This window comes from Streptomyces sp. NPDC020884 (assembly GCF_044333935.1).
Lineage (GTDB): Bacteria > Actinomycetota > Actinomycetes > Streptomycetales > Streptomycetaceae > Streptomyces.
The window spans coordinates 352,948-370,564 of record NZ_JBIRRY010000007.1 but is presented as its reverse complement, the minus strand read 5'-3'; the positions used below and the strand labels follow the sequence as shown (position 1 = coordinate 370,564).

18 protein-coding genes are annotated in these 17,617 nt (G+C 71.8%); 9 read left to right on the top strand and 9 right to left on the bottom strand.

The genetic code is table 11. From position 1 onward, the window contains the following. Positions 1 to 14 precede the first annotated feature (14 nt). Positions 15 to 1,085, top strand: coding sequence for a tRNA (adenosine(37)-N6)-threonylcarbamoyltransferase complex transferase subunit TsaD (gene tsaD, locus ACH4UK_RS23090; RefSeq protein ID WP_398359052.1), 1,071 nt, complete (start codon positions 15 to 17; stop codon positions 1,083 to 1,085). A 53-nt stretch (positions 1,086 to 1,138) separates the two neighbouring features. Further along, the gene (locus tag ACH4UK_RS23085) at positions 1,139 to 1,273 is read left to right on the top strand and encodes a hypothetical protein (RefSeq protein WP_398359050.1); all 135 of its coding nucleotides are present in this window, start codon (positions 1,139 to 1,141) and stop codon (positions 1,271 to 1,273) included. An 82-nt stretch (positions 1,274 to 1,355) separates the two neighbouring features. Here ACH4UK_RS23085 and ACH4UK_RS23080 read toward each other — a convergent pair whose 3' ends face one another. The 8 genes from ACH4UK_RS23080 to ACH4UK_RS23045 all read right to left on the bottom strand — a co-directional run bounded on the left by ACH4UK_RS23080 (position 1,356) and on the right by ACH4UK_RS23045 (position 8,973). Continuing rightward, positions 1,356 to 2,960, bottom strand: a complete 1,605-nt coding sequence (locus ACH4UK_RS23080) for a glycoside hydrolase family 13 protein (RefSeq protein ID WP_398359048.1) — start codon at positions 2,958 to 2,960, stop codon at positions 1,356 to 1,358. A gap of 118 nt (positions 2,961 to 3,078) precedes the next feature. Beyond that, on the bottom strand, positions 3,079 to 4,068 hold the full coding sequence (locus ACH4UK_RS23075) for a carbohydrate ABC transporter permease (RefSeq protein WP_398359047.1): 990 nt from the start codon (positions 4,066 to 4,068) through the stop codon (positions 3,079 to 3,081). 4 nt (positions 4,069 to 4,072) lie between these two features. Then, positions 4,073 to 5,008 (bottom strand): carbohydrate ABC transporter permease, encoded by a 936-nt coding sequence (locus ACH4UK_RS23070; RefSeq protein ID WP_398359045.1) that lies wholly within the window; start codon positions 5,006 to 5,008, stop codon positions 4,073 to 4,075. An 85-nt stretch (positions 5,009 to 5,093) separates the two neighbouring features. Continuing rightward, positions 5,094 to 6,329 (bottom strand): ABC transporter substrate-binding protein, encoded by a 1,236-nt coding sequence (locus tag ACH4UK_RS23065; RefSeq protein ID WP_398359043.1) that lies wholly within the window; start codon positions 6,327 to 6,329, stop codon positions 5,094 to 5,096. A 781-nt stretch (positions 6,330 to 7,110) separates the two neighbouring features. Further along, a complete protein-coding gene (locus ACH4UK_RS23060) occupies positions 7,111 to 7,272 on the bottom strand; it encodes a hypothetical protein (protein ID WP_398359041.1) in 162 nt (53 codons plus the stop codon). A gap of 173 nt (positions 7,273 to 7,445) precedes the next feature. Continuing rightward, complete coding sequence (locus ACH4UK_RS23055) at positions 7,446 to 7,985, bottom strand: DUF6630 family protein (protein ID WP_398359039.1); 540 nt, start codon at positions 7,983 to 7,985, stop codon at positions 7,446 to 7,448. A gap of 77 nt (positions 7,986 to 8,062) precedes the next feature. Continuing rightward, entirely contained in the window at positions 8,063 to 8,266 is a 204-nt protein-coding gene (locus tag ACH4UK_RS23050) for a hypothetical protein (protein WP_398359259.1), read from the bottom strand. A 2-nt stretch (positions 8,267 to 8,268) separates the two neighbouring features. Continuing rightward, positions 8,269 to 8,973, bottom strand: a complete 705-nt coding sequence (locus ACH4UK_RS23045; RefSeq protein ID WP_398359037.1) for an alpha/beta fold hydrolase — start codon at positions 8,971 to 8,973, stop codon at positions 8,269 to 8,271. Between the two features lie 185 nt (positions 8,974 to 9,158). Here ACH4UK_RS23045 and ACH4UK_RS23040 point away from each other — a divergent pair, with 185 nt between their 5' ends. From ACH4UK_RS23040 to ACH4UK_RS23025, 4 genes are all read left to right on the top strand, one after another. Beyond that, on the top strand, positions 9,159 to 10,190 hold the full coding sequence (locus tag ACH4UK_RS23040; RefSeq protein ID WP_398359035.1) for an LLM class flavin-dependent oxidoreductase: 1,032 nt from the start codon (positions 9,159 to 9,161) through the stop codon (positions 10,188 to 10,190). A gap of 124 nt (positions 10,191 to 10,314) precedes the next feature. Continuing rightward, positions 10,315 to 12,348 carry an ATP-binding protein gene (locus tag ACH4UK_RS23035; RefSeq protein ID WP_398359258.1) on the top strand — a complete coding sequence of 678 codons (2,034 nt, stop codon included), beginning with the start codon at positions 10,315 to 10,317 and terminating at the stop codon, positions 12,346 to 12,348. A gap of 69 nt (positions 12,349 to 12,417) precedes the next feature. After that, positions 12,418 to 12,921 (top strand): GNAT family N-acetyltransferase, encoded by a 504-nt coding sequence (locus ACH4UK_RS23030; RefSeq protein WP_398359033.1) that lies wholly within the window; start codon positions 12,418 to 12,420, stop codon positions 12,919 to 12,921. 139 nt (positions 12,922 to 13,060) lie between these two features. Then, positions 13,061 to 14,365 carry a serine hydrolase domain-containing protein gene (locus tag ACH4UK_RS23025; RefSeq protein WP_398359032.1) on the top strand — a complete coding sequence of 435 codons (1,305 nt, stop codon included), beginning with the start codon at positions 13,061 to 13,063 and terminating at the stop codon, positions 14,363 to 14,365. Between the two features lie 59 nt (positions 14,366 to 14,424). Here the strand turns inward: ACH4UK_RS23025 and ACH4UK_RS23020 are convergent, their stop codons facing one another. Further along, positions 14,425 to 15,237: a PepSY domain-containing protein gene (locus ACH4UK_RS23020; protein ID WP_398359030.1), complete on the bottom strand. Its 813-nt coding sequence runs from the start codon at positions 15,235 to 15,237 to the stop codon at positions 14,425 to 14,427. 198 nt (positions 15,238 to 15,435) lie between these two features. Between ACH4UK_RS23020 and ACH4UK_RS23015 the strand changes: the two genes are divergently transcribed. The 3 genes from ACH4UK_RS23015 to pfkB all read left to right on the top strand — a co-directional run bounded on the left by ACH4UK_RS23015 (position 15,436) and on the right by pfkB (position 17,586). After that, entirely contained in the window at positions 15,436 to 15,681 is a 246-nt protein-coding gene (locus ACH4UK_RS23015; RefSeq protein ID WP_398359257.1) for a DUF6296 family protein, read from the top strand. A gap of 199 nt (positions 15,682 to 15,880) precedes the next feature. Continuing rightward, the gene (locus ACH4UK_RS23010; protein ID WP_398359255.1) at positions 15,881 to 16,642 is read left to right on the top strand and encodes a DeoR/GlpR family DNA-binding transcription regulator; all 762 of its coding nucleotides are present in this window, start codon (positions 15,881 to 15,883) and stop codon (positions 16,640 to 16,642) included. Next, positions 16,639 to 17,586, top strand: a complete 948-nt coding sequence (gene pfkB, locus ACH4UK_RS23005) for a 1-phosphofructokinase (RefSeq protein WP_398359028.1) — start codon at positions 16,639 to 16,641, stop codon at positions 17,584 to 17,586. The genes ACH4UK_RS23010 and pfkB overlap by 4 nt, the downstream gene beginning before the upstream one ends. Positions 17,587 to 17,617 lie beyond the last annotated feature (31 nt).

The following is a 17,617-nucleotide window of genomic DNA, read 5'->3' as shown; positions in this document are numbered from 1 at the left end:
GCAAGGAGGCTCACGTGGGCTCTCCCGTGGTGCTCGGTATCGAGTCGTCGTGCGACGAGACCGGCGCGGGGCTGGTGCGGGACGGACGGCTGCTCGGCCACGCGCTCGCGTCCAGCATGGACGAGCACGCCCGCTTCGGCGGGGTGGTGCCCGAGATCGCGGCACGGGCGCATGTGCAGGCGTTCGGTCCGGTCGTCCGGCAGGTGCTGGAGAGCGCGGGGCTGCGCGGGGCAAACATCGGCGCGGTCGCCGTGACCACCGGCCCCGGGCTCTCCGGCGCGCTCCAGGTAGGGCTCGCCGGGGCGAAGGGACTGGCGTACGCGCTCGGCGTCCCGCTGTACGGGGTGCACCATCTGGCGGGCCATGTCGCCGCCGACACCCTGGAGCACGGGCCACTGCCCGACCCCTGTGTGGTGCTGATTGTCTCCGGCGGCCACACCTCGCTGCTGCTGGTACGGGATCTGGCCCGGGATCGGGTGCTGCACCTCGGGGACACCGTGGACGACGCCGCCGGGGAGTGCTTCGACAAGGTCGCCCGGGTCTTCGGTCTCCCCTATCCGGGCGGTCCGGCCATCGATCGGGCGGCCCGGGAGGGCGATCGGCGCACGGTGGCCTTCCCGCGCCCGATGACGGGCGCGCAGGACGCCCCGTACACCTTCTCCTTCTCGGGGCTCAAGACGGCGGCCGCCCGGTGGGCCGAGCAGCAGCGGATCGCGGGCCGGGAGCTGCCGCTGGCGGACGGGGCCGCGTCGCTCCAGGAGGCCGTGGCCGATGTGCTGACCCGCAAGGCCGTGGCGGCCTGCCGTGATCACGGGGTGGGCACCCTGGTGGTGGTCGGCGGAGTGGCCGCCAACTCCCGGGTGCGGGAACTGGCGGAGCGGCGGTGCCGGGCGGCCGGGATCACGCTGCGGGTGCCGCCGCCGAAGCTGTGCACGGACAACGGGGCGATGATCGCGGCGGTCGGCGATCTGCTGGTGCGGGCCGGGGCCGAGCCGGCACCGCTGGACGTGTCGGTCGACCCGTCGGCGCCCCTGGAGTACGCGGCGCTGCACCCGGTGGCGCGCAGTGCGGGGCAGGCCGCCTGAGGTGCGGCCCCCGGGGTCACAGCGAGGTCGAGATCACCAGACGCCGGATCTGGTTGAGCATCGAGCTGATCCGGCAGCCCTCGCTGGGCCACTTCGGCACCGGGCTGCTGCTCCCGGCCGTCTGTCTGCTCGTGCTGGGCGGCCTCGCCCTCGCCTTCCGCCGGCTGGACCGGACGCTGCGCAGCTGAGTGCGCGGGCGGACCCGCTGACGAGGAGGGGGCGGCCGGGGATCCACCCCGTGCCGCCCCCTCCTCGTCCCGGCGCTCGTGGTCAGCGCCGCAGCCACACCGCCGTGTCCGACGGCAGCCGGCCATCGGCCTCCAGCGGTCCACTCGCCAGCGACAGCTCTTCGTGAACGGGCAGTTCGACGCTGTCGCCGCGCAGGTTCACCACGCACACCAGGCCGTCGGTGCGGGCGAAGGCGAGCACCCCGTCCTCGGCGGGCAGCCAGGTCATCGGGCCGTCGCCGAAGCCGGAGGTCTCGCGGCGCAGCCGCAGGGCCGCGCGGTACAGGCTGAGCATCGAGGCGGGGTCGGCGTCCTGCCGGTCGACGGCGTACGCCGGCCAGTCGGCGGGCTGCGGCAGCCAGGGCTCGGTGGTGGAGCCGAAGCCGCCGTAGGGTTCGGCCGCCGCCCAGGGCAGCGGGACGCGGCAGCCGTCGCGGCCGGGGTCCGTGCCGCCGGAGCGGAAGTGCATCGGGTCCTCGATGCGGTCGAGGGGGATGTCCGCCTCGGGCAGGCCCAGCTCCTCGCCCTGGTAGAGGTAGACCGACCCGGGCAGGGCGAGCGTCAGCAGCGCCGCGGCGCGGGCGCGGCGGGTCCCGAGTTCCAGGTCGGCGGGGGTGCCGAAGGTCTTCGTGGCGAAGTCGAAGGCGGTGTCCGTGCGGCCGTAGCGGGTGACCGTGCGGGTCACGTCGTGGTTGCACAGGACCCAGGTGGCGGGGGCCTGGACGGGGGCGTGCTCGGCGAGGGTGTCGTCGATGGCGCGGCGCAGGCGCTCGGGGTCCCAGGGGCAGGCGAGGAAGTTGAAGTTGAAGGCGGTGTGCAGTTCGTCGGGGCGCAGATAGCGGGCGAAGCGCTCGGAGTCGGGGAGCCAGACCTCGCCCACGAACACGCCGTCGTACTCGTCGGCTATCACCCGCCAGGAGCGGTAGATGTCGTGGATCTCGTCCTGGTCGAGGTACGGGTGCGGGTCGACGCCCTCGGTGAAGTCGGGCAGGTCGGGGTGTTTGGTGAGCAGGGCCGCGGAGTCGATGCGGACGCCGGCGACGCCGCGCTCGAACCAGAACCGCAGGACGTCCTCGTGTTCGCGGCGGACGGCGGGGTGGGACCAGTTGAGGTCGGGCTGTTCGGGGGCGAACAGGTGCAGGTACCACTCGCCGTCGGGGACCCGGGTCCAGGTGTCGCCGGAGAACTGGGAGGGCCAGTTGTTCGGGGGCAGTTCACCGTTCTCGCCGCGGCCCGGACGGAAGTGGAAGAGCTCGCGCTCCGGGCTGCCGGGGCCGGCCTCGAGGGCGGCCCGGAACCAGACGTGCTGGTCGGAGATGTGGTTGGGGACGATGTCGACGATGGCCCTGATACCGCACTCGGCGGCTTCCACGATCAGTTTCTCGGCCTCCTCGAGGGTGCCGAAGGCCGGGTCGATGGTGCGGTAGTCGGCCACGTCGTACCCGCCGTCGACGAGCGGCGACGCGTACCACGGGGTGAACCAGACGGCGTCCACGCCGAGTGCGGCGAGGTACGGCAGATTCGCGCGGACCCCCGCGAGGTCCCCGGTGCCGTCGCCGTCCCCGTCCGCGAAGCTGCGGGGGTAGATCTGGTAGATGACGGCGTCTCGCCACCATGTATCGGTTCGGGAGGGGGGCACGGCTGCCACGTGAGGGTCCTTTCGGGCAGGTGGGGACTCCGCCGCCGGTCGCAGCGGGGCGTTGATGAGGTGACCGGCGGCGGAGAGCATGTCGATGGTGGAGCGAGAAGGCGGTGCGGGGTGCGGATCAGCCCTTGAGACTCCCGGCGGTGAGACCGGCCATGATGCTGCGCTGGAAGAAGAAGAACACGATGATCATCGGGATGCTCGCGATCACCAGACCGGCCATGATCTGGTTCTGGGTGACGGCTCCCGCGGTCTGCGAGAGCCCCACGCTGATCGTCATCTTCTCGCTGTCCGGCAGGACGAGCAGCGGCCAGACGAAGTCCTTGAAGACCAGGACGACGGTGAAAATGGAGACCACACCGAGGATGGGCCGCGAGATCGGCAGGATGATCGAGACCAGGACTCGCCACGGGGGTACGCCGTCGATCTCGGCCGCTTCGAGGATCTCATCGGGGATCGAGTCGAAGAATCGTTTGAGCAGGAAGATGTTGAAGCCGTTGGCGGCCACCGGGAACCAGATCGCCCAGGGCGTGTTGAGCAGCTGCCAGCCGAAGATCGGCACATCGGTGACCGTGATGTAGGCCGGAATCATCACGACGATCGGCGGGATCATCAAGGTGGCCAGCATCGCGCCGAGGATCACATTCCCGAACATCGGGCGCAGCTTGGACAGCGCGTAGGCGGCGGTGACATCGACGGCGAGGGCGAAGAGCCACGCGCCGACCGCGTAGAAGAGGGTGTTCTTCAGGAGCAGCCCGATGTCGAAGAGCTCCCAGGCGTCCGAGAACACCGAGAAGTCGGGCTTCTCGGGCCACAGCGTGGGCGGCATCTGGGCTATCTCCTCGCCCGACTTCATCGCCCCGGTGACCATCCAGTACAGCGGGAAGACGAAGACCAGGGTGAAGACGAGCAGGATGGCGACCAGGACCGTCCAGTAGATGCGGCTGCCCCAGCGGGACTTGAGCTCCAGGGGCGAGACGATGGTCCGGGCGTGGCCGTCGGCCCAGGCGGCGCGACGCCGCTCGGGCCTGCCGGGGGCCGGCGGCGGTGTCGCCTTCCGGGTCTCTCCCGCCGTACCGGAGGGGGCTGTTGTGTGGACTGTGTTGGCCACGGGACTACCTCTTCTCGTCACGGGTCAGCCGGAGCTGCACCGCGGCGACCGCAAGGAGAACGAACATGAGCATCAGGCCGAGCGCGCTGCCGGCCCCGTAGTTGCCGCCGTACACGAAGGCGTACTGGTACATGAGGTACGCGACGGTGACCGTGGCGTTCTCCGGTCCGCCGCCGGTGAGCATGTACGGCTCGATGAACACCTGCATCGTGGCGACGATCTGGAGCATCAACATCAGGAGCAGGATCAGGCGGGTCTGCGGGACGGTGACGTTCCAGATCCGTTTGAAGATCCCGGCCCCGTCCAACTCCGCGGCCTCGTACAGATCGCCGGGGATGTTCTGCAGGGCGGCGAGGTAGATCAGGACGCCGGACCCCATGTTCATCCAGGTGGAGACGATCACGAGGGAGATCAGTGCGGTGCTCGATGAGTCGAGCCAGGACAGGGCCGGCAGCCCGGCGAAGTCCAGGACCTGGTTGAAGAGGCCCGGTCCGGGATCGTAGAACCAGCGGAAGAGCAGCACCGAGACGATCGGCGGCAGCATCACCGGCAGATAGACCACGAAGCGCAGGTAGCCGCGGGCGTGCCGCAGTTCGTTGAGCACGATCGCCACCGCGAAGGGGATCACATAGCCGCAGACCAGGGCGAGCAGGGTGAAGACGACGGTGTTCTTCCAGGCCTGTCCGAAGGCCGGGTCCTCCACCACCGTGCGGAAGTTGTCCAGGCCCACCCACGTGGGCTCGTCGACGAGGTTGGTCTCCTGGAAGGAGAGGACGACCTGCCTGATGATCGGCCACCAGGCGAACATGGCGAAGCAGAACAGCGCCGCACACAGGAAGCCGTACGCGGTGATGTTGGCCCGGACTGTCCTCTTCCGCTTCGCCGCCGGCCTGCGACGCGGCTTGGACGGCCGCTTCGGTTCGATGGTGAGTGTTTCCATGGTGTTCTCCCGTTCCCGCCTCTCGCACCGGCCCTACGCGGGGTGTCGCCCTTCCCTCCTGGGCGACACCCCGGGACAGTTGCCGTCAGCCTCTGGCCAGAATCCCGTTGGCCTTGGTCTCGGCGTCCGCGAGCAACTTGTCTATGTCCGCGCTCTCCCGCGTCAGGACCGCGGACATGGCCACGTCGAGCACCGCGTAGAGCTCCTGGGCCTTCGCCGGCTCCAGCTTGAGCTCGACCCCCCGGGAGGTGTTCACGTAGGGCTCGTAGTACTCGACCGGCAGGACGGCGTTCGCCTCCCGGTCGTCCGCGATTCTCTGACCGGTCGGGGAGTCACCCATGTAGTCGTTGTTGGGCACACCGACGGCCTCGCCGTTGGCCTTGCCGCGGGCGTAGTCGTGTCGGCCCTTGCCCGGGGTGTTGAACTGGAAGTCGATCCACTGCATGGCCGCCTCGGTCTGGGCGGCGTTCGCCTTGGGGTTGACCATGTAGGCCTCGCCACCGGTCAGCGACGCCTCGCCCTCGGGGATGCCGGTGATGCCGTAGTCGTCCTTCTTCCCCTGGAACTTCTGGACCACGTCGGTGACGACATCCGGGGCTCCGAGCATCATGCCCGTCTTACCGGCGGCCATCTGCTGCATCAGCGTCTCCCAGCCGATCAGCACCTTCTTGCCGACGCTGTCGTCCTTCCAGCGCATGTCGTGCAGCGTCTGCAGCACGGCCTTGCCCTCCGGACTGTTGAACGCGGCCCTGTCGTCGACGACCATCTCGCCGCCCCGGCTGAAGATGGACTGCGCGAAGTGCCAGCCGCCGACGTTGCCGCCGCCGTACTCGCCGTAGCCGACGTAATCGTCACCGAGGGCGGCGATCTTCTTCGCCGCGGCGCTGACCTCGTCCCACGTCTTCGGCGGGGCGTCGGGGTCGAGACCGGCATCCTTGAACAGCTTGCGGTTGTAGACCAGGCCGACGCTGTAGCTCACGTTGGGGACGCCGTAGTTCTTGCCGTCCTTGGTGACCATGTCCTTGACGTCCTGCTTGATGTCGTCGTAGTTCTTCACGAGGTCGGTGACGCTCGTGATGTCCTTGGCCTGCTTCTTGGAGATCACGTCGGCGTAGTTGGTGACGGGCACCATGAACACCGTCTCCATCTGCCCGCCGGCCAGCTTCGCGGCAAAGGTCTTGGGGTCGAAGCACGGCTGCTGGTCGGTGCTCTTGACCTTGACACCCGGATGCGCCTTCTCGAACGCGGCGACGTCGTCGTTCCACGCCTCCCGCTGCTTCGGTGCGGTCTTCGGTGGCTGACAGGCCACGGTGATGGACACGCCTCCTCCCGCATCGGAGTCCGAGTCGCCGCCGCAGGCAGCGAGGCTCATGACGAGACCCGTGGTCAGCAAGATCGCAAGATTGCGGGGCTTCATTACGGCTCCTCTGGGGTGACGCCCAAGCACTGCCTTGATCGGAGCGTCACGATAGAACGACAGGCAGAGGTACGCAATATTCCGATCCAAATTTGCAAGATTACGACTACATCACGCTCTCCCGGCACAGATGGGCCACCAGGGGCCGCACTCGGCGGGGTTCCGGACATCCGTGGCGTGTTTCAGGTCCCGGGGGAGATGGGCAGGCTTCTGCCTCGCGAGCGCGACCGACGCACCCGCGGGTCGATCGAGCAGGCCGAGCGGATCCACCGGGGTGCATACGCAACATCCTTTGATGTTGCTGTAAATTTCTAACAGTTCTTGCCCTGTCGGGGGGCTTCCGGCGACGGAAGGAACCGCGGACAGAGCACAGAAGGGGGCCACCCCTCGGCGGCCGGCTGGGAGCGCTCTCCACGCAGCAGCTGCGTGGACCGCTCACCGGAGCACGGCCGCCGGGGCGCATCGTGGCGGGTGGTCCGGGGGGCCGCGGTGACCTCGGGCGCGTCGTTCGGACGCCCGGCCTACCGCGGCCTCACCCGCTTCCGCTGACGACGGCTCTTCAGCAAGCCATCGCGTCACGAACGCAAGAATATGGCAATAGTTGCAGGACGTTTATCGTCCCGTGATGGGCATGTCGGCCTCGGGCGGCTGCGACCCGGGTTCCGGCTCGCCCGCCACAGCGGCGCTAGCGGGCGGCCGCGGCCGTCCGCACGGTGCCGAAGTCGATCGCGCGGTCGGCGTCGCGCAGGACCTCCTCGGCCACCCGGCGCACTTCGGCCAACACGTCGCCCTGCTCCTCCACGAGGCCGGCGTAGATCGGTGCTTCGATGCTGTCTGCGGAACTCATGCGGATGTTTCCCCGTCGGTCTGGTGCGAAAAGCCTCTGCCGGTCGGCGGAGGCGGGGGCGAGTGTACGTGGTGGGCGGCGGCGGTCGCGATTCCCTTTCGGCGCGGGCACCCCGCCGCACCTGCTGGAACAGTGTCCCGCCCCTCCCCCGGCGACTGCGGGCGAGGGCTCCGTCACCGCCTGCGCCGTCCCACGCCGAGATGCCGCACGGTAAAGCCCGCACGGGCGGCGAGGGCGGTCAGCTCCTCGGCACGGGCCGCCCGCAGACCCACCACCGGGTAGCAGTCGGACTCGATGTCGAGGACGGCCAGCGCCGCACCGATCTCCCGGTAGCGGCGGCCGCAGACGTCCAGGAACCTCTCGGTCGCCAGGAGCATCTCGTCGGCCTCGAAGAGCACCCACGGGTCCACGGAAGGCCGCGATCGCAGCTTCTTCAGCCGGGACCGGATCTCCTGGGCGTCCTCCTTCCAGTCGAACTCCGCGAGCAGCCCCTGGGCGGAGAGCCCGTCGACGAGCGCTGTCCACGCGAGGCCGTCCACCGGCTCGTCGATGCCCCGCTCCGCCAGCCGGCCCCCGAAGGCGCTCACGTAGTCGTGCGGGCTGTCGTGGGCGAGCAGCACCTCCTCGGCCACGGCGGGGTGTGCCGGGGCGAGCAGCGAGGCGATCCCGGCCAGGGACGTGCGGATCGTGCCGGCGTCGTGCGGGTCGGACATGATGTGAACTCCTTCGGCGGCGGGGTGGGCGCGGGGCAGGGCGTACGGGCTTGCGGGTCGCGGAGCGGGAGGAGGCCCTAGGCGCGCCGTCGCCGGGCCGCGGGCAGGGGCCGGTGGCCCTCCGTCCACTCGTTGACCCAGCCGCAGCCCGAACAGGCGTACCGGCCGTCGAGACCCGCGATCAGGGTTCCGCACCGCGCGCATCCGATGTAGGTGATCTCCGGGTGCTCCGTGGCCGCCCCGTTCTGCGACCGCCGCTCCGGACGGGAGGGGGTGGCCATCGTCACGCGCCCGTTCCCGCGGCGTCCAAGAGGATCCGGGCGAGCTCGCGCGGCTGCGAGAACATCGGCCAGTGTCCGGTGTCCATGGTCGCCAGCCGCCAGCGCTCGCTCTTCAGCAGCTCGGCCACCTCGGCGCTCGGCTCGGGCCAGTCGAGCAGACACTTGACGTACGTCGCGGGCAGCAGGCCCAGCGGACGGGTCAGGGCGGCGGGCTCGGTGAGGGTGGCCCCGGGGTGCGGTGTCGCGCCGCCGACGAACCGGGCGAGCTGTTCGTCGGTGAGGCCCTGGTCCGCGCAGTCGGCGGCGGCCGGCGGCGGCCAGAAGCCTCCGTTCGCCGCGATGGCCGCCTCCACACCGGCCCGGCCGTCCGGCCAGCCCGAGACGAAGGACTCGCCGTCCGCCGGGACGTTGGAGTCGAGGAACACCACGCGGGCGAGCCGGTCGCCGATCCGCTCGGCCGCCTGCCCGGCCGGGATGCCGGCATAGCTGTGCCCGACCAGCACCACGTCCCGCAGGTCGAGGCGCTCGACCTCGTCGACGATGTCCTGGACGTGCGTCTGCAGGCCCGCCGCCGCTTCCCTCTTGTCGGCGAGGCCCGACAGGGTCAGCGGGTGAACCCCGTGACCGGCCGCGCGCAGGCCGGGCTCCACGTCACGCCATGCCCACGAGCCGAGCCAGGCCCCTGCCACGAGTACGAATTGCGTCATGCCAGCAACGTAGCGCAGGGGTCTGACAGAGCCTCCCCGCCGCCTTCCCCGCCCTTCCCCCCTCTGCCTCCGTCCCCCTTCACCGCCGGTGATTCGCTATCTTCACGGGACCTGGACGGGACATCGGGCGGGGCTGCCGGCGCGGTGATCCCCGTCGCCCGGCCGCCGACCGAAGGAGAGCACCTGTGCGTTCCCCCGCCACCGACCCCACCGTGGGCGTTCTGCTGCCGCGCGATCTGCCCGTGGACCGGATCCTGCCGTACGCGCGCCGGGCCGAGGAGCTGGGGTTCGGCTCCGTGTGGGTGGTCGAGGACCTGGGCTTCCGCGGCGGGATCGCCCAGGCAGTCGCCGTGCTGGCCGGCACCGAACGGATCCGGGTCGGCATCGGGCTGCTGCCCGCCGGGGCCCGCAACGTGGCGTTCGCGGCGATGGAGATCGCGTCCCTGGCGCAGCTCTTCCCCGGCCGGATCGACGTCACCGTGGGGCACGGCATGCCCCACTGGATGCGCAGCGTCGATCAGTGGCCCCGGAGCCCGCTCACCTTCCTTCGCGAGTACGTCGACGCCCTGCGGGCCCTCCTGCGCGGCGAACTCACGCAGCGGCGCGGGCAGTACGTGCACCTGGACGGCGTACAGCTCGACCCCAGCGCGCTGCCCGACGTGGTGCCCGACATCCTGGCGGGGGTCCGGGGCCCCAGGTCGCTGGCGCTCTCCGGCGCGGTGGCCGACGGGACGGTCCTCGCGGAGCCGGTCGCCCCCGCGTACGCGCGGGCGGCGCTCGGGCACATCGCCGCCCACCGCCCGCACCGGCTGGTCGCGTACAACATCGCGTCCGTCGACGCCGATCCGGTCGTCGCGCTGGCCGCCGTCCGCCCGGGGCTGGAGTGGATCGGCGAACCCGACTGGCACGCGCACATCGCCCCGCTCCCGTTCGCCGACGAGCTGGCCGCGCTGCGGGCCGGGTGCGCGAGCCGCGCGGAGTTCGTCGGGCGCATGCCCGACGACTGGGTCGCGCGGCTGGCCGTGGCCGGGACCCCCGAGGAGGCCCGCGCCCGCCTCGGCCAACTGCGGGCGGCGGGCGTCACCGACTCCGTCCTGGCCCCGACGGGCTCGGACCCGGTGGGGGCCCTGGAGTCGCTGGCCGCCGTGCTCGACACCGAAACCACGGACCGCACGGACAACACGGACAACACGGACACCACGAGCACCGGGGTATAGGCGACACGATCGCCTTTCGCTGCACGCCACTTATTGATCGAAGAGGATGCATTGTCGGCCGATTCTGACTGCTTTTCGCTATGAACGGAGGCAGTGGGCCACCGCGAGGCAGGATGTCCCCGTGATGGGCAACCTCCCCGCCGTGACGACCAGCTTCGTCGGCCGCGACAGCGAACTGGTCAGCGTCGAACGGGCACTTCGAGATCATCGGCTGGTCACGCTCACCGGCAGCGGCGGGGTCGGCAAGAGCCGGCTGGCCCTGCGCACCGCCGAGCGTGCCCGGGACCGTTACGCCGACGGCGTCTGGTGGGCCGACCTGTCCCATCTGCACGACGAGCAACTGCTCGCCACCACGGTCTGCGACGGCGTCGGGCTCCTGGACCACAGCCCCCGCCGGCCGGTGGCCGCGCTCGCCGAATGGCTGTCCGAACGGCGGCTGCTGCTGGTTCTCGACTGCTGCGAGCGGATCGTCGGCCCCACCGGACAGCTCGTCGCCGAACTGCTGTCCGCGGCCCCGGGGCTGACGGTCCTGGCCACCAGCAGGGAGCCGTTGGACGCGGCGGACGAGAGGTGCGTCGAGGTGCCCCCGCTGTCCGCGGGCGACGACGGTGACGAGGCCGTCCGGCTCTTCCGCGAGCGGGCGGCCGCCGTCGCTCCGGACCTCTCGCTCGACGACCCCGGGAGCGCGGTCGCCGTCGCCGAGATCTGCCGCCGCCTCGACGGCATACCGCTCGCCGTCGAACTGGCCTGCGCGCAGCTCCGCGAGAGCGGCGTGCAGGAGATCGCCGGGCGGCTGGCCTCCCGGCGGGAGGACCTCACCGACGACACCCTCTGGCCCCGCCGCCACCGGGCCCTGCGCACCACGATCGGCTGGAGCCACGAGCTCTGCGCACCGCTGGAGCGCCTGCTGTGGGCGCGGCTGTCCGTCTTCCGCGGGGTCATCACGACTCCGGACGCGGAGGCGGTGTGCGCGGGCGGGCCGCTGGACGGCGCGGACATCGCCGCCGCCCTGGAACGGCTGGCCGACCAGTCCGTGCTCCGGCGGACCGGGGACGGCTACCGGATGCTGGACACGCTGCGCGAGTACGGATCCATGTGGCTGGCCGAGCTGGCCGAGGACGCGCTCCTGGCGGACCGGCACGCCCGGCACTTCGCCCATGTCGCGGTCCAGGCGTACACGGGCTGGCTCGGTCCCTCGCAGGTCGCCTGGTACCACCGGATCGCCGACACCCACGCGGACCTGTGCGCGGCTCTGGACCATCTGCTGGCCGAGGACCCGGAGATGGCGATGGAGATGGCCGGGTGCGCCGGCCTCTTCTGGAGCTGCTGCGGCCATCTGCACCAGGCACGTGCGTATCTGGAACGGGTCCTCGCGCTGCCGCTCTCCGCCGGTCCGCACCGGACCCGGGCGCTCTGGGCCCTGGGCATCACGCTGACCCTGCAGGGCGATCACGAGGCGGCCCGCCGCGCCGGCGAGGAGTGCCATCGGGCGGCGAGCCGCGACGAGGACCCCGAGGCGGTGCTCCTGGCCGCCCACTCCACGAGCTTCACGTATCTGATGATGGGCCGGCCGGACACCGCGCACTCAGTGAGCGACCGCGCGCTGCGCGGGCACTCGGGCGACCCCGCCGACGCGCCGTCGCAGCTGCGCTGTCGGGTCATACGGCTGTTCGCCCTGTCCGCCCTCGGCCGGCTCGACGAGGCGTACGAGGAGGCCATGCGGCTCCAGCGGATCAGTCTGCGCTTCGGCGAGCACTGGGCACGGGCCTACGCCGATCATCAACTCGCCCTGATCCACTTGCTCCAGGGCCGTCCCCGGCACGCCGAGAGCCACGCGCGCGCGATGCTCGCGAGCAAGCACGAGCTCCACGACAGCCTGGGCATAGCGCTCGGCCTCGACCTGCTCGCCGGAGCCATCGCCGCCCAGGGGAACGGGGTGGCCGCGGCCCGTGCCTCCGGTACGGGGCACACGTTCTGGCGCATGATCGGCCACCCGCACCGGGGCACCCCGGAGCTCGGGGCGATCCGCGAGCAGTGGGAGCGCCGGGCCCGGCAGGCGGCCGGTGATTCGGCGTACGAGCGGGCCTACCTGCGCGCCTCAGCCGACGACGCCGAACGCGGTCTGGCCCACGCGCTGGAGCACGGGCCGCCCGGCTAGCGGGACCCGGCTGCGCGGCCGCCCCGCGGGAGAGGACGCGAAGGGCCGGGCAGCCCCTAGCATCCCGGTATGACGTCCATCAGCCGACTCCGTCCCGACCACGCCGAGGCCCTGTTCGCCTTCGAGCGGGAGAACCGGGCCTACTTCGCCGCGTCCATTCCCGACCGGGGCGACGACTATTTCGCCGAGTTCGCCGAACGCCACCGCGCGCTGCTCGCCGAACAGGACGCGGGGCTGCTGCACTTCCATCTCATCGAGGACGACGACGGGGGTGTCCTCGGCCGGATCAACCTCATCGGGGTGCAGGACGGTTCGGCCGAGCTGGGCTACCGGATAGCGGAGAAGGCCTCGGGGCGGGGGCTGGCCACCTGGGCGGTACAGCAGGTCTGTGTTCTGGCGGTCCGGGAGTACGGGCTCACCGCGCTGCGCGCGGAGACGACGCTGGACAACACGGGCTCCCGCGCGGTGCTGGCGCGCACCGGGTTCGAGCCGCTGGAGGACGTGATGTTCGGCGACCGCCCCGGGCGGCGGTACGTCCTGGATCTGAGCGGGGGCGCTCCCCCGGCCCGATGACCGTCGGCCCTCCGGAGGGACCCGCGCCGGCGGGGGGGGCAGCCCGGAAGCGGGCGGGCGGCTGCGTGCGTCCCGCCGACGGTGTGGCGGTGATCGGCCGGATGGTCCACCTCGGGGGCAGGCCCCGCCCGGCCGCCCGATGCTGGGGCTCGCGGGGACGGAGCGCACCGCTCCGCCCGCCCCACGCCCACGCTCCCAGGAGGACCCCGTGCCAGCACGATCCGTTCCGGACACCCTGTTCTCCCGCGTCCGGCCCCTGCGGCGAAGAGCCGTCGTCGGGGCCCTGGCGGCCGCCTCGCTCACCGGCCTGATGACCGGTCCGGCCCACGCGGGCGGGGACGGCGGCGAAGGGCCGCACGGACCGGCCGACCGTGCGTTGCAGCGCGGGCTCCAGGCTCTCGTGGACACCCCCGGAGGGCCGCCCGGCGCCATCGCCGTCCTCACCGTGGGCGGCAGGGACGAGGTGTACCGGGCGGGTACGTCGCAGATCGGGACCGGTCGTCCGCCCCGGACGACCGACCACATGCGGATCGCCAGCACGGCGAAGGCCTTCAGCGGCTCGGTCGCTCTGCAACTGGCCGAGCGGGGCGCGCTCGCCCTGGACGACACCATCGGGCGGCGGTTGCCCCGGCTGCCCCGAGCCTGGCACCGGGTGACGCTGCGCCAGCTCCTGAACCACACGAGCGGGCTCCCCGACTACACCGAGGACCCGACGTTCATCGCCGAAGTCACGGCCGATCCGCGCAGGCACTTCGACTCCCGCCGACTGCTGGACTACGTCGCCGGGGACCCGCTGCGGTTCCGGCCGGGGTCGGCGTACCGCTACTCCAACTCCGACAACATCGCCGTGGCCCTGATGGCCGAGGCGGCGACGGGGCAGCGGTACGAGAAGCTCCTCGCCGAACTCGTCTACCGGCCGCTCGGCCTGCGCGACACCAGCCTCCCGCAGGGCTACCGGCTGCCGGAGCCCTACCTGCACGGCTACGCGGTGGACCCGCCGGCCCCGCCGGAGGACATCAGCACGGTGCTCGGCGCCTCGGGCGTGTGGGCGTCGGGCGGCATCGTCTCCACACCCCGGGACCTGGGGACCTTCATCCGGGGCTACGCCGGCGGGCTGGGCCTCGGCCCCCAGGTCCGCCGGCAGCAGCTGTCCTTCGTGGCGGGCAGCTCCGAACCCGCCGGTCCGGGGCGCAACAGGGCCGGTCTCGGCGTGTTCTCGTACACGACGCGCTGCGGCACCGTGTACGGCCACACGGGCAACTTCCCCGGTTACACCCAGCTGGCCGCGGGGACCAAGGACGGCAAGCGGTCGCTGACCGTCTCGCTCACCTCCCAGGTGAACAGCACGACCAACCCACGGCTGCTGGCCACCCTCCGCGAGCTTCAGGAGGACTTCGTCTGCCGGCTGCTCGGCCGTGGAAAGCCGGGCGGCGGACGCCGGTAGCGCGAAGAAGGGGTACGCCGGGTGTCCGGCGTACCCCTTCTTCACTTCGGTGGGGCCGTTCAGTCGTTGTCGGTCTCTTCACGGACGATGGTGTCGTTCTTGGCGTCCACGTCGAAGGTCGTCTTCTTCCAGTCGGAACCGACCACGTCGACCTGCCAGATGACGGTGTCGCCCTCGTCGTCGAGGCCGACGGAGGTGACCGTCCCCTTCTGCTTCTCGGTGGCGACCTTGGCAGCCTGCTGCGGGGTCTGGGTGGCCTGGGCGAGCCGGTCGGCCGTCTGCTTCTTGTCGTCCGCGTCCTGATCCGCGTCGACCCGGGCCTCGATCACCTTGCCGTCGACCGCGTTGATGCGGACGGTGTGGATCGTGCCGTCCTTCTCGGCGACCTCAGCGACCCAGACCGGGCCCTCGGCGCCCGGACTCGCGCTCGGGCTGGACGTGCCGGTTCCGCTGGGGCTCGCGGAGCCGGACGGGCTGGCCGAACCCGAAGGGCTGGCCGAGCCGGTGGGGCTGCCGGATCCGGTCGGGCTGGGGCTCTGGTCGCTGTCGTCGTCGTCCACACCCTCCAGGTCCAGGTCGACCAGCTTGCCCCCGGCCACCTCGCCGGTGGCGGTGGTGGCGGCGTCGTCGAAGGTGACCTTCGTGGCGTCGAGCACCTTCTTGCGCTCCTGCTGGTCCTCGGTCAGCTGGGCGCTGGCCGAGGGCGACGTCGTCTGCTTCTGCGGGACGACCTTCGCGGCCTCGGAGGTGGCCGCGCTCGTCGCGCTGTCCGAGCTCTGACCGCATCCGGTCATCAGAACGGCCGTGGCGGCGGCCAAGCCGAGGGCGCCGACCGTCTTGAGGGTGCGGGAACGGGAGGAGGCACTGTTCATTCGTCGAGGCTCAAGTCTCATGCACGCATGCCTAGCCCTTTGAACCACCGGTCATGTTGTCCTACCGGGGAGTCACCCGATCGACCGGACGGGTCCGCCCGTTGGCCGTCGCTCCCCGGGCGGCGGACGCCGGAGTGCGAAACAATGACGGCAGGGCCGTATTCTGCCGCGCCCGGCCGGGAGGCCGTCATGGATCACATGGTTCACACGGAGCGTTACGAGCTCATCTTCCAGATGTCCGGCGCCGCGGACGACGTGGTCTCCGTCCGGCTGACCGACCGGCTGGGGGCGGGCGGATTCCCGGTGTACGAGGACGAGACGGGGATCGTCCGCGCCGAGATCAGCGACCGGGGCGAGGTGCGCATGCTCGCCAGCGGCGGCCATCAGATCCCGGGAGCCCCCCTGCTGGCCCGTCCCCTGAGCGAGGCGCCCGAAACCCGGTGACCCGACCCGCCGGGCGGGGCGCACCGTGCACGGTGCGCCCCGCCCGGCCGTGCGCCCGGCCGTGCGTCCACACGTCGACACGTGGACGCACCTTTCCGTTCATGCCTCTTCCTCGCCCGATTGTGTTTACATTCCCGTACCTCGGACGTAACCTGAGCGCGAAACCACAGACTCGGGCATGAAACGGAAACGAAACCACATGTACGCACCGGAGCGTCAGCAGGAGATCCTCCGCCTCGCGCAGGAGAGCGGGCGGGTCGACGTGCTGTCCCTGGCCGAGGAGTTCCAGGTGACGGCCGAGACCGTCCGGCGCGACCTCAAGGCCCTGGACAGGGCGGGACTGCTGCGCCGGGTGCACGGTGGGGCGATCCCGGTCGGGCGGCTCGACTTCGAGCCCGACCTCGCCGAGCGCGACGCCCTCGCCGCCGACGAGAAGGACCGCATCGCGCAGGCCGCCCTCGCCGAGCTGCCCGCCGACGGCAATGTGATCGTCGACGCCGGGACCACGACCGCGCGGCTCGCCGCCGCCGTACCGGTCGACGCGACGCTGACCGTGGTGACGCACGCGCTGCCGGTGGCCGCCCGGCTCGCCGACCACCCCGGCATCGCGCTGCACCTGGTGGGCGGCCGGGTCCGGCACCGAACCCGCGCGGCGGTCGACGCCTGGGCGCTCGGCTCGTACGCCGAGATCAACGCCGACGTGGTCTTCCTCGCCACCAACGGCTTCTCCCCCGACAGCGGTCTCACCACGCCCGACCTCGCCGAGGCCGCGGTGAAGCGGGCGGTGATCCGGGCGGCCCGCCGGGTCGTCCTGCTCGCCGACTCCGGCAAGTTCGGCCAGGAGCACTTCGCCCGCTTCGGCGATCTCGGCGATGTGGACCTGCTCATCACCGACACGGGCCTGAGCCCCGACGACGCCCGCTCCATCGAGAGCCGGGGCACGGAAGTAGTACGCGCATGATCCTCACCGTCACCCCCAACCCCAGCCTGGACCGCACCTACGAACTGCCCGCCCTCGCGCGCGGCACCGTGCTGCGCGCCACGGCGGACCGCGTCGACCCGGGCGGCAAGGGCGTCAACGTCTCCCGCGCGGTCGCGGCGGCCGGTCACCGCAGCGTCGCCGTCGCCCCGATGGGCGGGCCGGAGGGCGCGCTGCTCAGCCGGCTGCTCGGCGATCTCGGCATCGAGGCCGCAGGCGTGCCGATCGCCGGGCACACCAGGATCAACGTCACGCTCGTCGAACCCGACGGCACCCTCACCAAGATCAACGCGGCGGGTCCCGAGCTGAGTCCGGCCGAGGCGCGGGACGTTCTGGAGACCGTGCGGGCCCACGCGCCCGCCGCCGACTGGATCGCCTGCTGCGGGAGCCTGCCGCGCGGGTTGCCGCCCCAGTGGTACGCGGAGCTGGTCGAGCGGACCCACCGGGACGGTGCGCGGATCGCGCTGGACACCTCCGGACCGGCGCTGACCGCCGCGCTGGCCCAGGGGCCCGACGTGATCAAGCCCAACGCCCAGGAGCTCGCCGAGGCCGTCGGCCGGCCGCTCACCACGGTGGGCGACGCGTTGAAGGCGGCCGAGGAGCTGCGCGGGCGCGGCGCCCGGTCGGTGCTGGCCAGTCTGGGCGCCGACGGGCAGCTGCTGGTCGAGGCGTCGGGAGCGTACTTCGCCACCGCACCGGTGGCCGCCGTGCGCAGCAATGTCGGCGCCGGGGACGCGTCCCTGGCCGGCTTCCTGGCGGCGGGCGGACGGGGCCCGGAGGCGCTCGCCTCGGCCGTCGCCCACGGGGCCGCGGCCGTACAGCTGGCAGGGAGCCTCATGCCCACCCCTGCCGACCTCGATCTGCCGTCGGTCGTGACGACCTCCGACGTCCCGCTGGACCGCGAGCTGACGGAGCCCGCCCCATGACCCCCGCACCACCGTCACCCCCCGCAACTCC

What these genes read in the sequence shown, in the direction of transcription:
- ACH4UK_RS23070 (WP_398359045.1), bottom strand. Translation starts at nt 5,008, where the DNA reads ATGGAAACACTCACCATCGAACCGAAGCGGCCGTCCAAGCCGCGTCGC.
- ACH4UK_RS23060 (WP_398359041.1), bottom strand. Translation starts at nt 7,272, where the DNA reads ATGAGTTCCGCAGACAGCATCGAAGCACCGATCTACGCCGGCCTCGTG.
- ACH4UK_RS23055 (WP_398359039.1), bottom strand. Translation starts at nt 7,985, where the DNA reads ATGTCCGACCCGCACGACGCCGGCACGATCCGCACGTCCCTGGCCGGG.
- ACH4UK_RS23050 (WP_398359259.1), bottom strand. Translation starts at nt 8,266, where the DNA reads ATGGCCACCCCCTCCCGTCCGGAGCGGCGGTCGCAGAACGGGGCGGCC.
- ACH4UK_RS23045 (WP_398359037.1), bottom strand. Translation starts at nt 8,973, where the DNA reads ATGACGCAATTCGTACTCGTGGCAGGGGCCTGGCTCGGCTCGTGGGCA.
- ACH4UK_RS23035 (WP_398359258.1), top strand. Translation starts at nt 10,315, where the DNA reads ATGGGCAACCTCCCCGCCGTGACGACCAGCTTCGTCGGCCGCGACAGC.
- ACH4UK_RS23030 (WP_398359033.1), top strand. Translation starts at nt 12,418, where the DNA reads ATGACGTCCATCAGCCGACTCCGTCCCGACCACGCCGAGGCCCTGTTC.
- ACH4UK_RS23025 (WP_398359032.1), top strand. Translation starts at nt 13,061, where the DNA reads ATGCTGGGGCTCGCGGGGACGGAGCGCACCGCTCCGCCCGCCCCACGC.
- ACH4UK_RS23020 (WP_398359030.1), bottom strand. Translation starts at nt 15,237, where the DNA reads ATGAACAGTGCCTCCTCCCGTTCCCGCACCCTCAAGACGGTCGGCGCC.
- ACH4UK_RS23015 (WP_398359257.1), top strand. Translation starts at nt 15,436, where the DNA reads ATGGTTCACACGGAGCGTTACGAGCTCATCTTCCAGATGTCCGGCGCC.
- ACH4UK_RS23010 (WP_398359255.1), top strand. Translation starts at nt 15,881, where the DNA reads ATGTACGCACCGGAGCGTCAGCAGGAGATCCTCCGCCTCGCGCAGGAG.
- pfkB (WP_398359028.1), top strand. Translation starts at nt 16,639, where the DNA reads ATGATCCTCACCGTCACCCCCAACCCCAGCCTGGACCGCACCTACGAA.